Source organism: Chryseobacterium sp. II3a (assembly GCF_057815135.1).
Map to the genome: position 1 here is coordinate 88,855 of NZ_JBYPZJ010000002.1, position 14,403 is coordinate 103,257.

The 14,403-nt window shown below is 35.2% G+C and carries 11 protein-coding genes; 3 read left to right on the forward strand and 8 right to left on the reverse strand.

Features of this window, described 5'->3' with window-relative positions; translation table 11 throughout:
- Window positions 1-38: 38 nt before the first annotated feature.
- Window positions 39-2,774, forward strand: a complete 2,736-nt coding sequence (locus AC3HD6_RS05270; RefSeq protein ID WP_488895401.1) for a hypothetical protein — start codon at window positions 39-41, stop codon at window positions 2,772-2,774.
- Between the two features lie 43 nt (window positions 2,775-2,817).
- On the opposite strand, the gene AC3HD6_RS05275 is transcribed toward AC3HD6_RS05270, so the two are convergent.
- The 8 genes from AC3HD6_RS05275 to AC3HD6_RS05310 all read right to left on the reverse strand — a co-directional run bounded on the left by AC3HD6_RS05275 (window position 2,818) and on the right by AC3HD6_RS05310 (window position 12,132).
- Window positions 2,818-3,318, reverse strand: coding sequence for a low affinity iron permease family protein (locus tag AC3HD6_RS05275; RefSeq protein WP_488895402.1), 501 nt, complete (start codon window positions 3,316-3,318; stop codon window positions 2,818-2,820).
- 351 nt (window positions 3,319-3,669) lie between these two features.
- The gene (locus tag AC3HD6_RS05280) at window positions 3,670-5,679 is read right to left on the reverse strand and encodes a TonB-dependent receptor domain-containing protein (protein WP_488895403.1); all 2,010 of its coding nucleotides are present in this window, start codon (window positions 5,677-5,679) and stop codon (window positions 3,670-3,672) included.
- Between the two features lie 294 nt (window positions 5,680-5,973).
- Complete coding sequence (gene rpsJ / locus AC3HD6_RS05285) at window positions 5,974-6,279, reverse strand: 30S ribosomal protein S10 (RefSeq protein WP_002661363.1); 306 nt, start codon at window positions 6,277-6,279, stop codon at window positions 5,974-5,976.
- Window positions 6,280-6,295: 16 nt separating this feature from the next.
- Window positions 6,296-8,413, reverse strand: coding sequence for an elongation factor G (gene fusA, locus AC3HD6_RS05290; protein ID WP_079240231.1), 2,118 nt, complete (start codon window positions 8,411-8,413; stop codon window positions 6,296-6,298).
- Window positions 8,414-8,419: 6 nt separating this feature from the next.
- Window positions 8,420-8,896, reverse strand: a complete 477-nt coding sequence (rpsG, locus tag AC3HD6_RS05295; RefSeq protein ID WP_034677991.1) for a 30S ribosomal protein S7 — start codon at window positions 8,894-8,896, stop codon at window positions 8,420-8,422.
- 23 nt (window positions 8,897-8,919) lie between these two features.
- Window positions 8,920-9,333 carry a 30S ribosomal protein S12 gene (gene rpsL / locus AC3HD6_RS05300; protein ID WP_002983146.1) on the reverse strand — a complete coding sequence of 138 codons (414 nt, stop codon included), beginning with the start codon at window positions 9,331-9,333 and terminating at the stop codon, window positions 8,920-8,922.
- Between the two features lie 181 nt (window positions 9,334-9,514).
- Window positions 9,515-10,483, reverse strand: coding sequence for an alkaline phosphatase family protein (locus tag AC3HD6_RS05305; RefSeq protein WP_488895404.1), 969 nt, complete (start codon window positions 10,481-10,483; stop codon window positions 9,515-9,517).
- A gap of 149 nt (window positions 10,484-10,632) precedes the next feature.
- The gene (locus tag AC3HD6_RS05310) at window positions 10,633-12,132 is read right to left on the reverse strand and encodes a DUF8728 domain-containing protein (protein ID WP_488895405.1); all 1,500 of its coding nucleotides are present in this window, start codon (window positions 12,130-12,132) and stop codon (window positions 10,633-10,635) included.
- A 346-nt stretch (window positions 12,133-12,478) separates the two neighbouring features.
- Here AC3HD6_RS05310 and AC3HD6_RS05315 point away from each other — a divergent pair, with 346 nt between their 5' ends.
- Both AC3HD6_RS05315 and pncB read left to right on the forward strand, forming a co-directional pair.
- Window positions 12,479-12,955 (forward strand): Dps family protein, encoded by a 477-nt coding sequence (locus tag AC3HD6_RS05315; RefSeq protein WP_488895406.1) that lies wholly within the window; start codon window positions 12,479-12,481, stop codon window positions 12,953-12,955.
- A 93-nt stretch (window positions 12,956-13,048) separates the two neighbouring features.
- Window positions 13,049-14,227: a nicotinate phosphoribosyltransferase gene (gene pncB, locus AC3HD6_RS05320; protein WP_488895407.1), complete on the forward strand. Its 1,179-nt coding sequence runs from the start codon at window positions 13,049-13,051 to the stop codon at window positions 14,225-14,227.
- The last annotated feature ends 176 nt before the right edge of the window (window positions 14,228-14,403 follow it).

Below are 14,403 nucleotides of genomic sequence, written 5' to 3' on the forward strand. Positions count from 1 at the left end.
AAACAACTCTATAAAAACTCAAACACACTACAAACCCTATGAAAAAGTATATTCTTTCACTTGCGGTTGTATCTCTTTTCTATACGAATTCCAACGCCTGTGCGTGGTCGGATCCGGATTATGAATACTTCAATCTTTTTACGCAGAGCATCATTAAGGACAAGTCTTACCTTCCTTTCCTTCACACCTATTCTTCAAGATTCTACGGTGAATACAATCCCTCACTGATTCCTGATGATAATATTGAAACATGGAAGAAATATTTTAATAATCAGCTTAATTATGCCGAAACTCAAAACTTAGTCTATAAACTAAGCATGAATGATCTCAACGCTCTTAAAAATGGATCACCTACCCATCCTCTTTTACAAAAGCTAGGAACAGGATTTTACCAGAAATATAAAGAAGGAATTGATTATTTGATTGAGGCTAAGTACCTGGAACCTTTCATGAGTATCAATTATATTGAAAATGAAAATTCGTTTTACTATAATAGGGATGAAAACAGAAAAAATGCTACATCTCTTGATTATAATAAAACAATTGCAGCTTTAACATCTTTGTATAATGCAGCCAGAAATCCTGAGATCAAACAACGCTATGGATACCAACTGGTTCGCTTGAATCACTATACCAGAAACTATGATTCTGCACTTCAGGCTTTCAAAAGCTATATTGAACCTATCAAATTAAAGGGTACTGTATATTATATGGCTTTAGACCAATTGGCAGGTGCTCAACGAGGATTGGAAATGAATAGTGATGCCAACTGGAATTTCTTTCAGGTATTCATGAACAGTAAAGATCGTAAAGAATCTTCTTTTGTTTCTATGAAACTTTCAGATACTGCTTCTTTCAGTAATATTATGAAAAGAGCCAACACGAATGAAGAAAAAAACATGGCCTATTTCCTTTTAGGATATGAAGATTTCAACAACCCGATTCCCATTATGGAAAAGATGTTTGACATCAACCCGGATTCTGAAATCTTAAAAGTAATGGCAGTAAGAAGTATCAATGAACTGGAAAGAAGCTACCTTCCTATCTATTATTACACTTCTGATGCCTATGGCAGAGTATCTGTCTACAGAGGAAATACTGAAACCCATACTTCAAAGGATGCTACCAAAGATAAATCTGCAACACAAACAACAGAGGTAAAAGAAGAAAAGATATCTTTCTGGCAGAAAATTGTAAGGTTCTTCAAAAATCTTTTCGGAGGTTCAAAATCTGAAGCATCCGGCAATGGAAAAGCTAATCAGAGTGATGATGAACTGCTGAACAATCCGAATAGAATCCCTTTTTATACTACCGGATATAGCGGGTATGATGATAATACCAAAGATTATCTTGATGACCTTGAAAAATTTACTTCGAAGGCAAAAGAAAAATCTAAAGACGAATACTGGCAGATTGCAGATGCTTATCTTAAGTTTTTAAAGAAAGATTATAAGGAAAGTACTGAAATTCTGAATGACATTAAGACAACCAATCCGGAATATTTGGAAGAAATCAAAAGGATGAAAGTTCTTAATGACATTGTTTCCCAGCCAAAAGTTGATGCCGCTTTTGAAGATCATCTCATGAAGGATTATGCTGAATATTTTGTGGAAAAAGAAGTAAAAAAAGATACTGCCAATGTCAATAATGATTATGATTATTATGGCAGTGCACCTTCCACTGCAGATTTCTTAAAAGATGTAATGGCCAACCGCTATTTCCTTCAGGGAGAAGACGGAAAATCATTCCTGATGAATAATAAGCTTTCTGACCTTCAATATAATCCAAACTCAAGTCTGGTAAAAAGTGTTGAAGAGTTCTACAGAAAGCCCAATAAAACTCAGTTTGAACAGCAGATCATTTCCAAAAATATGGATAGTGTAGGAAACATTGATGCGTTCTTCAGTACCATCTATGGAGATAGAGCCATGAGGCTTGCTGATTTCGAAAAAGCTAAATCATATTATGAAAAGGCACAGAAGTTTGGTGGAATTCCAAGAGAAAACTATGACTGGAATGAAAAAAGCGGCCAAACCATTACCCAAAAACAATATGCCTCTTCTGAATATAATGGCTTTAATAATATTTCAAGTCTAGTTTTCGGCCACAATGTTTGGGAAAGTTACCAAAGTCCGGATGCTGAATCTATGAAGTCTGAGGGCTATACCGAGTTTCCTTTCATCAAAGACAATATGAATAAACTGGACTTAGCTGATGCTCTGATCCAACTTAAGAAGATTGGAAATGGTAAAGATGAAAAGGCAGCAAAAGCAAACCAGCTTATCGGGAATCTGTTGTATAATACTTCCATTCTAGGATATTACCGCCAGCTGTTTGTGATGGATATTGACAATAGTAATGGTGGGAAATACTACTTCTGGAATAATGATAAAGGGAATCCTTACAAGTATTATTATAAAAACTTCCTAGATACGTCTTATATTGAACCTGATAATTTTGATCTGGCAATCAATTATTATCAAAAAGCACTTACGCTTTCCAACAACAAAGAACAGAAAGCAAGAATCCTGTTCCAGATGGCAAGTGCCGAGCAAGGTAAATATTACCAGTATGAAGCTAAAGCTCCGAAAGATTTTGATTATTCTGATCCGAAATGGTCTGAAAAAGAAGATACCCGCCAAAAGCAGATGGACAATCTTAAAAATCAAAAATACAGGACCTATTTTGCTCAGCTAAAGGCACAGTATTCAGATGCTGAAACTACTAAAGGCCTGATGGGAAGCTGTAGTTACTTTAGCTATTTTATGAGATAACAGCTATATAAAATGTTATTAACTTCAAATAAAAAAGGAATCGCTATGATTCCTTTTTTTGTTGTCCCTGCCTTTGCAGCCATTCTTCATGTTTTCTTTTGAAGAACTCATATTTGTAATCCTGATTTCTTTGTGCTGCATCTATGGAGTGGGAAGTATGGATGTCTGTATCTTTCTTCGCAAACAGAGCCAGGTTTTCATAATAATGGTGAAGCTGATCCAATTCTGCCTCCGTAAGATCTTCAATATCTACAATCCTGTTGCTGGCTTTCTCATGAGCAGCGATAATTTCATTTAACTTGATCTGTATAGCTTTTGAATCTTTATTCTGAGCTTTTTGAATGAGGAAAACCATAAGAAAGGTAATAATGGTAGTTCCGGTATTAATGACCAGCTGCCAGGTTTCTGAATAATCAAAGAAAGGTCCTGTCACTGCCCAAGCCACTACTACAAATGTTGCTCCAATAAAAGCATATTGACTTCCTGTAAATTTTACTGCCCAGTTTGAAAATTTTTCAAAGAGATTATTATTCTTATGATCCATAGTCCAGATTATTTTATATTAAATGTATAAAATTAACCTGAACATGGGAAAGAAATATTGAAATAAAGATAGAAGAGTATATTACAAAAAAACATTAAGATGATTGATCCATCTTAATGTTTACAAAATTAATTTGATATGAATAAATTAAAAGTTAATACAAATTTGAGAAAGGAATCTGTAGTAATTCCTCCTTTCTAAACCAGTATTAATATCGTTATTTCTTACTTTGAATCTGAACAAATACTCCTTAGGTGCTTTTCTCTGCAAATCTAAAATCATTTCCCATATTCTTTAGTAAGAACATTCTTTATTATATTTCATCAACATTTTTTTACTCTTCCATGGAATTTAAAAGAAATAGTTTGCTCCGAACTGATATCTGATTCCATCAATTCTGAAACCAAAATTGGTAGCAGGATCACTGGTATCATTACGGATATCTTTATCTAATAGGTTATATACTCCAAATGTGAAACGAACATGTTTATTCAGTCTGTATACAGTTCCTAAATCTAATAGGAAATAAGATGGAATTGGATATTCCTGTGCTTTTCCTCTGTTTACTCCCGGCTGGCTTTCACTTCTGTAGTTACCTCTGGACCAGAATTCGAAGCTGTCATTAGCTTTCCATGATAGGTTTACATTGGCCATATGCTTAGGGATTCTAGCGTAGGGTTTATTGTAAAGTGCAGGAATTTCATCAGATTTAATCTTTGTATCGGTATAGGTATAGTTACCTTTTAATACAATATCCTTTGTTACATTTACCCCAAGGTTGGCTTCGAGCCCCATGCTGTTTGCCTTACCAAGATTTTCTCGTGTTGAGATAAAATCGTAAATATGATTGTATAGGGCTTCAAACTGTTTACATTCTTCGGTATTGTTACATTTTCTAACTTCAACCAGCTTGTTTTTAAAGTCTGTATTGAACCCTGTTACACTTACGTTAATCACTTTCTTATTATCTTCAAACATTACGGTTAGCTCCTGGTTAAAGCTTTTCTCTGGTTTAAGATCTTTATTTCCAATGATTACTCCATCCTGAGTTCCACCACCTGTTACCTGTCCCCATCCTGGATTTACAGCTCTTAGACCTGGAGCTTTATATCCCCAAGAAGCCCCTCCTTTAAAGGTAAAGTTATCAGTAGCACTCCATACCAAGTAACCTCTTGGTGTAAAGTTGGAACCATAATTCTCATCATTATCCAGACGTGCTCCTGTAACCAGATGTAGTTTATTGACTAACCTCCAGTTTCCTTCTGCAAAAGCAGACCAGTTCCAACGGGTAAGTTGGGTTACCACTTCTCCATTTTCAGACTTCATTTTGTTACCCAAATCATTCAGTCTCTCATATCTATATTCTGCTCCAAAGCTGATCACATGTTCTTTAATATTGAAATTATTAAGACTGTACGCTGCTAAAGTCTCATACCTCATATCCCTGTTCGGGTTGTTGGTATTATCATACTGGATATAAGAATTTGTATGGAAGTTTGAATAATCTCCTTTGTGGCTTAATGCCAATACATTTCTTTCGTAATTATTGCGTGAACTTTTTGCTGTAGGGCCTAATGAATAACCAGGATTCTGATTTCTTTCCTGGCGGTTATAATCATAGCTTAGCTTAAAGGTATTTTTTGTGTTGGGAGTAAGGCTGAATTCTGTACCAAAAGCTTTAATAACTCTTTCTGTAAATCCACCTACAAACTTATCTTCATTTCTGTCGGAATAGCTTCCGGTCACTTTCATCTGAAGAAGGTTTTTTACTAAAGAGCCGGCAGCATATCCATCAATCTGGTAGGTATTTCCAGATTCTTTATGTACCTGTTGTATTAAACTTGTTCCAACAGATCCTCTCCAGCCGTTACTAAGTTTTTTTGTGATAATATTGATTACGCCACCCATCGCATCAGAACCATATAATGAAGACATGGGTCCTTTTACAACTTCAATTCTTTCAATAGTTTCCAATGGCGGCATCCATCCTTGTTCGATACCTGGACCGTCAGAATTGGGTCTTGTTTCTCTTGTATTGATTCTTTTTCCGTCAATTAAGATCAATGTCTGGCCAGATTCTGCACCTCTTATTGAGAAATCACTTGTACTTCCTCCTCCTGTAACAAAAACACCCGGAACATCCTGCAATGCATCGGTAATGTCTCTATACGCTCTTTTTTTAAGATCAGCCTGAGAAATTACAGAAATCGTAGCTGGTGTGTCTTTGATTTTCTGAGCATACCCGGAACCCGTTATTACTACTTCACTAATATGGTTACTTTTTAACGTGTCCTTAGTTTTCTGACCGCTCATGAAAGCTGATCCTAAAACAAGCAAGGAAAAAGATACTGTTCTAAACATCAAGAATTTTTTGCAAAATTATTATTTTTAATAATTCTAAATAAATAAACTAAGGTGAGATATGTCACCTTATAAATACCCTTGATGTGAGATCAACAATATCATTATAATTCTGATAAAAATATTCCAACACAGCTATACGATTATTGAGGATAGGTTCTTACGGTTATCCTATCATTATCAATAATAAAAAGCAAACATCAAATGTATATTAGAAAGGATTGATTAATAGAAATAAAAAAATCCGTTCCTAAAAAGGAACGGATTGTATAATCATTGCAAAGTATGCAGTTATCACACTTTAATTTCAACGTCTACACCTGAAGGAAGTTCTAATTTCATTAGAGCATCAACAGTTTTAGAAGAAGAAGAGTAGATATCCATTAGTCTCTTGTGAGCTGATAATTGGAACTGCTCTCTTGCTTTCTTGTTTACGTGCGGAGATCTCAACACTGTGAAGATTCTCTTATTCGTTGGTAATGGAATTGGACCGTTTACAACAGCACCAGTAGCCTTTACCGTTTTTACGATTTTCTCAGCAGACTTGTCTACCAAGTTGTAATCGTAAGATTTTAGTTTTATTCTGATTCTTTGTGACATTTCTTTAATTTAAAAATTAACCTTTTGCTTTAGCTATGATTTCTTCAGCAACGTTTTGTGGAGTAGCTTGGTACTTCTCTAATTCCATAGAAGAAGTAGCTCTTCCTGATGAAAGTGTTCTTAGAGTAGTAACATATCCAAACATTTCAGAAAGTGGAACTGAACCTTTGATTACAACAGCACCGTTCTTTTCTTCCTGACCACTGATTGTACCTCTTCTTTTGTTAAGGTCACCAATGATGTTACCCATATATTCTTCCGGAGTTACAACTTCCAGTTTCATAATAGGCTCCATAATTACTGGCTTAGCAGCACGTCCCGCTTCTTTAAATCCTAATTTAGCAGCCATTTCAAATGAAAGAGCATCAGAATCCACTGCGTGGAAAGATCCATCTTTAAGAGTAACTTTAATACCTTCAACTTCGAAACCAGCCAATGGACCGTTCTTCATTGCAGCTTTAAATCCTTTTTCAATAGCAGGAACAAATTCTCTAGGAACGTTACCACCTTTGATCTCATTGATGAATTCTAAACCAACTTTACCTTCGTCTGCAGGTCCTAGTTCAAATACAATGTCAGCAAATTTACCTTTACCACCAGATTGTTTTTTGTAAACTTCTCTGTGTTGAGCAACTTTTGTTAAGTTTTCTTTGTACTCTACCTGAGGTTGTCCTTGGTTTACTTCAACTTTGAACTCTCTCTTCATACGGTCTACAATGATATCTAAGTGAAGCTCACCCATACCAGAGATGATCGTTTGTCCAGAAGCCTCGTCAGTTCTTACTGTAAACGTTGGATCTTCTTCAGCCAATTTAGCTAGAGCGTTACCCATTTTATCCTGGTCAGCTTTAGTTTTAGGCTCAACAGCGATACCAATTACCGGATCAGGGAAAACCATCGATTCAAGAACGATTGGGTTTTTCTCGTCACACATTGTATCACCAGTTTTGATAGACTTGAATCCTACCGCTGCACCAATATCACCAGCTTCAATATATTCTACTGGGTTTTGCTTGTTAGCGTGCATCTGATAGATTCTAGAGATTCTTTCTTTATCTCCTGAACGAGTGTTCAAGATATAAGAACCAGCATCTAGTCTTCCAGAGTATGCTCTGAAGAATGCTAATCTTCCCACGAATGGGTCAGTAGCAATCTTAAATGCTAGAGCAGAGAAAGGCTCATCTACAGATGGCTTTCTTGTAATTTCAGCGTCTGTTCTTGGGTCAGTACCTTTGATATCATCTTTATCCAATGGAGAAGGCAAGTATTTACATACTGCATCCAACATAAACTGTACTCCTTTATTCTTGAATGAAGAACCACAAGTCATTGGGATAATAGATAAATCGATAGTAGCAGCTCTCAATGCAGCATTGATTTCTTCTTCTGTAATTGAATCCGGATCTTCGAAGAATTTCTCCATCAAAGTTTCGTCATATTCAGAAACAGCTTCTACTAATTTCTCTCTATATTCAAGAACTTCATCTTTCATGTCTTCAGGAATTGGAACTACCTCGAAAGTAGCACCTTGTCCAGCTTCATCCCAGATGATCGCTCTGTTTTTAATTAAGTCTACAACTCCTTTGAAATCTTCTTCAGCACCGATTGGTAAAACGATTGGAACTGCGTTAGATCCTAACATTTCTTTAACCTGGTTTACCACGTTAAGGAAGTCAGCACCTTGTCTGTCCATTTTGTTTACGAATCCCATTCTAGCAACTTTGTAGTTGTCAGCAAGTCTCCAGTTTGTTTCAGACTGAGGCTCTACTCCATCTACTGCTGAGAATAAGAATACCAATCCATCTAATACTCTTAAAGATCTGTTTACTTCTACAGTGAAGTCAACGTGTCCCGGTGTATCAATGATGTTGAAGTGGTAAGGCTTAGTATCTGCAAGAGGCTTTCCTTGGTCTGTTGGAAAGTTCCAAGAACAAGTAGTTGCAGCAGAAGTAATAGTAATACCTCTTTCTGCTTCCTGCTCCATCCAGTCCATTGTAGAAGCACCATCGTGAACCTCTCCAATTTTGTGGTTTACACCTGTATAGAATAAAATCCTTTCAGTAGTGGTAGTCTTACCCGCATCAATGTGAGCAGCAATACCAATGTTTCTTGTAAATTTAAGATCTCTACCCATTTCAGATTAGAATTTAAAGTGTGAGAAAGCTTTGTTAGCTTCCGCCATTTTGTGAGTATCAGATTTCTTTTTGAAAGCAGCACCTTCTTCTCTTGAAGCAGCTACCACTTCATTAGCTAATTTCAAAGCCATAGACTTATCATTTCTCTTTTTAGAGTAGCTAATTAACCATTTCATTGCCATAGAAATTTTTCTATCAGCTCTGATTGGCATAGGAATCTGGAAGTTAGCTCCACCTACTCTTCTAGAACGTACTTCTACGTGAGGCATAACGTTTGTTAATGCATCTTTCCAGATTTCAAGGGCTGTTTTCTCAGTTTCTCCTTTTTTAGTTTCTACGATATCTAATGCATCATAGAAAATTTTGAATGCGATAGACTTCTTACCGTCTAGCATTAAATTGTTTACGAATCTCGTTACCAATTGATCATTAAATTTCGGATCTGGTAACAACGGTCTTTTTTTCGCTTTTGTCTTTCTCATTGCTTCTGTACCTTATTTAATGATTATTTTTTCTTTCCTTTTGCAGGAGCAGCAGCTGCTTGTCCTGGTTTAGGTCTCTTAGCTCCGTACTTAGATCTTCTCTGTGTTCTTCCATTTACACCAGCTGTGTCTAATGCACCTCTTACGATGTGGTAACGTACTCCCGGTAGGTCTTTCACCCTTCCGCCTCTAACCAATACTATCGAGTGCTCTTGAAGATTATGTCCTTCGCCCGGGATATAGGCGTTAACTTCTTTACCGTTAGAAAGTCTTACCCTTGCTACTTTTCTAAGTGCAGAGTTAGGTTTCTTAGGTGTAGTAGTATATACTCTCGTACATACTCCACGTCTTTGTGGACAAGAATCAAGGGCAGCCGATTTGCTCTTCTTGGCAAGCGTGGCTCTTCCTTTTCTTACTAATTGTTGAATAGTAGGCATTTAATTGCTTTTTATTTTAGGGTGCAAAAATAATAATATTTTTTTAATTGACAAGCAGTTATGATATTTTATTTTACAAGAATTTTTCTTCATTTACATTCAAAACCACCGAAAACCTCCATTACTTTTATGTTATTGAAACATTTTAAGTAATGGAGGTTAGGATCAAAAAATCAAAGTTTTATTTAAAGGCATCCTTTATTATTTTTCCTTTCATGTACTGTGCAGGAACTCCTAAAAGTTCCGCCATCGTACTTGCAATATCAATTTGCTCATAATTTCCTGTGCTGATGATTGCATTCTTTTTAAAATCCGGTCCTATTGCAAAGAACTCAATATGTCTGCATCCTGCACAGTCGTCTCCATGTTCTGCAAAACCTCCGTTAGCATCTATATGTCTGCCGTGGTCGTTAGAAACTATTAATGTTGTTTTATCTTTATAAGCAGGAAGCGACTGGATATAATCCCAGATTTCTTTAATGGAAGCGTCTGTAGTTTTAATGGCTTTGATGTATTCAGTCCACTTATTAGCATGGCCATAAGAATCTACATCTTTAAGATTGATGACCATAACATTCGGGCTGTATTTTGCCATTACCTCTTTGGTTTTCGTCATGGTAACAAGATCATCACGATATCCGGATCCGTTTCCGCTTACTCCACAGTCAACACTTGGCTGGAACTTTCCTTTCCAATCTGCCAGTTTACAATCATTTAAAACTTCAAGTTTATCTTTAGAAGCTATGACCCATGCTTTTGTCTTATCTGCTCCTGTGAATTTCAGCCACTGCTGCATTATGGATGGAAATCCTGGTAATTCGGTTCCATTGTTTTTAATATTCTCATATACTCCTGAGCACATCGCACTATGTCCCGGGTTTGTATTGGTAGTTCCATTGTTTTTAAAATTGCTGATAAAAACACCTTGATTCAGTAAACTTACTCTGTTAGGAATATTTTCTTTATTTGCGGCTTCCCAGGTTTCAGAAATACGTGGACCATCAACTACCAGAAGTACAACATTTTTTGTTTGGTACTTTGCATCAGGTTTTGTGGGAAGGGTTGGTGTCTGTGTTTGTGCATCCACATCATTATTATTGCATGAAAACATACATAATAACAGCATAGAATACAGGAAAAACTTCTTCATCGCTTTTTACTTTAGATTATATTTCGAGTGCAAAGCTAGAAAACGCAATCTCCGGATTCATTAACAAATTGTTATCTATTTTTTAATAATCTGAAACAGAAATCAATAAAACGGGAAATAAAACTATTGTAAAAATATCATAACAACACCTATTCTATAACTGTAACAGTAACATTTTTATTCCAATTAAACTTTTTAATATTTTGTTTCAATTCTTCCAGGTTTTTCCCATTGATAGAATATATAGAAACCTCCAGTCTTGCAACTGTTACCTTATCTTCAATCTTTAAAGTCCCTGCTTTTTTCCAATAAGAAGGAACATAGCCTTGCAGCCATCCTTCATATACAACAGCAATATCATATTGGTGATCAAGACAATATTTACTCAAAAAGTCACCAAACTTTTGGTCAAACGATCTTTTATTTTCATTAAATTGGATGGTTTCTACAGATCCAAGACCAGCGATATCCAGTAAATGAATATCCGTATAATAACAAACCGCTCCAATATCATTGGCTACTACTTTGGAAGTATTATAAAACTGATTCAAAAATTTCGCAGACTGTACCTGCTGTTCATAAATATTCTTACCCCCATTGTTCATAATAGGATGAGCGGCCCAACATTTATAGATCATCAGAAAAACATTAGCAGTAATTAATAGACTCACTAACTTTTCTTTTTTAATATAATCCGTAAAATTATAGAACAACTCTTTACATCTAGGTATTAACACCATACAAAAGCCTGTAAGAATATAAGCTTCATATCGTAAATGTCCTTTTAAATCAGCGAACATAGCATGACACAGCATTACCAAGGAAAATACAATTAACAGGAAATTACTATTTAATACTTCTTTTAACGTTTTCGTTCTCAGATCTCTGCAAATAAACACTATGCATAGTAAAATAGGAAAAATTCCTATTTTATAAAAACTGATATTCAACAGAAGATTATCCAGTAAAATAACTTTAAGCTGTCCTAAAATATGAGAATCAAGACTCAATTTTGTTCCTTTTACCACTACTGAGTTAGGAAAAAAATAGCCGTCCTGCTGATAATTAAAAATACAAAATGCTATGATAGGGATGAAACCCAATAATAAAACAAAAAATGTTTCTTTCCATTTTCTGATAAGGGTAAACATAAAGGCCAGAATTACAAAATAAAACATACTTTCAAAACGGACGACCCCCATTAACAGTAGACTGAAATAGAAGCCAAAGACAGCAAGTTTATTCTGATTAAAACGGGAAAAGCAAAAAATATTAACAGCAAACAGGAAGATCTGGAAAACATGTTCCATTCCTGAAAGAATATTTATAGGGAGTACAATAAAGAATACAGTAAAAAGTACCGCTAAGACTGTTTTTTTAACTTCTTTAAAAATACCAGCATAATAGGTGGAGAAAATATAAAGAATTCCGACAGCAAAAATACTATTAAAATACAATGGAATCTGATCATCATTCCCAAAAATCTTAATCAATACACTCAATATATAAGTGAACAATGGAGAAGAGGACGTAGAAGAAAACTGATATCTTGTCATTCCCCAGACATCATACAAGGCAAAATTCTTGGCCATTGCAAGATGGATATAGGCATCATCCAGGAGATAAACATAGTGTCCATCTGTTTTCAAAACGGAATTGATATAATAGAACAAACAAACCGAAAAGAAAAAAGCTGAAGACAGCAAAAAACTACGCAAACTTATATTTCGGACCCCTTCCATCTTAAATAAATATAAAGTGCCAAAGATAAGCATCCTCTGCCATAAAACGATGATCTGAAAAAAGTATAGAGTATATGAAATAATCTAACCAGAAAATTATCTTTACCTCTTTATTATTGTGATCATTTTACAATAACCCATATTGATACTTCCAAACTATTTTAAATAATTTTCTTATAGTTATCATCTATTGATATCCCGGACTTTTCGGCACGATATTTCGTAACTTTGAGATATATAAAAAGATAAATTTATGAAAAACGCTAGTATTATAGGGCTAAAAGAAGCCGACTGTAAGAAAATCGCAGAAAAATTAAATGTACTTTTAGCTAACTATTCTGTATTCTATCAGAACACAAGAGGTTCTCACTGGAATATTAAAGGAGATCAGTTTTTTACACTTCATCCAAAGTTTGAAGAGCTTTATAATAGCTTAGTTTTAAAAATTGATGAAATTGCAGAGAGGATTCTTACATTAGGTGCAACACCTGCACACAACTACTCGGACTATTTAAAAGTAGCTACTATCAAAGAAAGCAAAGAAGTAACCGACGGAACTAAAAGTGTTGAACAAATTCTAAGTTCATTCAAAGTAGTGATTGATCTTCAGAGAGAACTTTTAGACATTACGGATAAGGCTGGTGATGAAGGTACCAACTCTCAGATGAGCGACTACATCACCGAACAGGAGAAAGAAGTTTGGATGTACAATTCCTATTTAGGGAAATAACGGATACAATCATCAAAATATTTCAAAAAAATCGCCTTACATTTAGGCGATTTTATTTTTAATTTTTATATTTGCGTTAAAATTACACATATTATGAACGACGTAAGACTAAACTCTATTCTGGATAATGACTTCTATAAAATAACCATGCAAAATGCTGTGGTAAAACTTTTTCCAAGTTCTATTGTAAAATATGAATTCATCAATAGAGGGAAGCATCATTTCCCGGAAGGTTTTGATACAGCATTAAGAGAGGCTGTTAATAAAATGGCTGAACTAAAGCTTACTAAGGATGAAAAGAAATTCATGGCTAGAACATGTCCTTATATTGATCTTCCTTATCTGGATTTCCTGGAAGGATATCATTATGACCCGTCTGAAGTAAAAATTCGTCAGGAAGGTGGAGATCTTTCAGTGACTGTTGAAGGACTTTGGTACAGAACGATCCTTTGGGAGGTTCCTTTATTGGCATTAATCAGTGAGCTGCATTATGAAATGAACCACATGGAAAGAGACTCTAATGAAGTAGTGATGAGTAAAACCCTTGAGAAAGCAGATTCTTTAGGCAGATTAGGGGTAACATTTGCAGAGTTCGGAACCAGAAGAAGACATTCTTATAAGGTACAAAATCTGGTTATGGAAGCTTTAACACAGAAAAAAGATTCTACATTTATTGGAAGTTCTAATGTACATTTTGCTATGAAGTATGGTGTAAAACCTATAGGAACCCATGCTCACGAATGGTTTATGTTTCATGCGGCTGAATACGGTTTCAAAATGGCTAATGAACTGGCGTTGGAGCATTGGGTGGATGTATACAGAGGAGACCTTGGAGTAGCTCTTTCCGATACTTATACAACAGATGTTTTCTTCCAGCAATTTGATAAAAAATTTGCAAAGCTTTTTGACGGCGTACGTCATGACAGTGGTGATGCTTTGGAATTTGCAGATAAAACCATTGCTCATTATCAGAAAAACGGTATCAATCCTATGTTTAAATATATTATTTTCTCTGACGCTTTAAATCTTGAAAAGGTAGAGGAAATTACAAACTACTGCAGGGGAAAAATAGGAATCTCTTTTGGAATAGGTACCAATCTGACCAATGATGTAGGATTAAAGCCAATGAACATTGTGATGAAATTGATTGGTGTACAAGCTCCTAATAAGGAATGGATCCCAACCGTAAAACTTTCTGATGAGCATGGAAAATACACAGGTGATCCCAAGATGATTGAGCTGGCTAAAGAATTTTTAAGAATAAAAGATTAGCATACAAATAAAATAGTGAATAAATCTCATCATCATTCTATTTCTCTGATACTTATACAAAAATAAAATATAATCTCTCGATTACATTAGTGCAGGTAAAGCAAAAAGCACCTGCACTATTACTATTTTTGATACTTTCACAACTACACATAAAGTATTAAAAACTCTTAAACAAA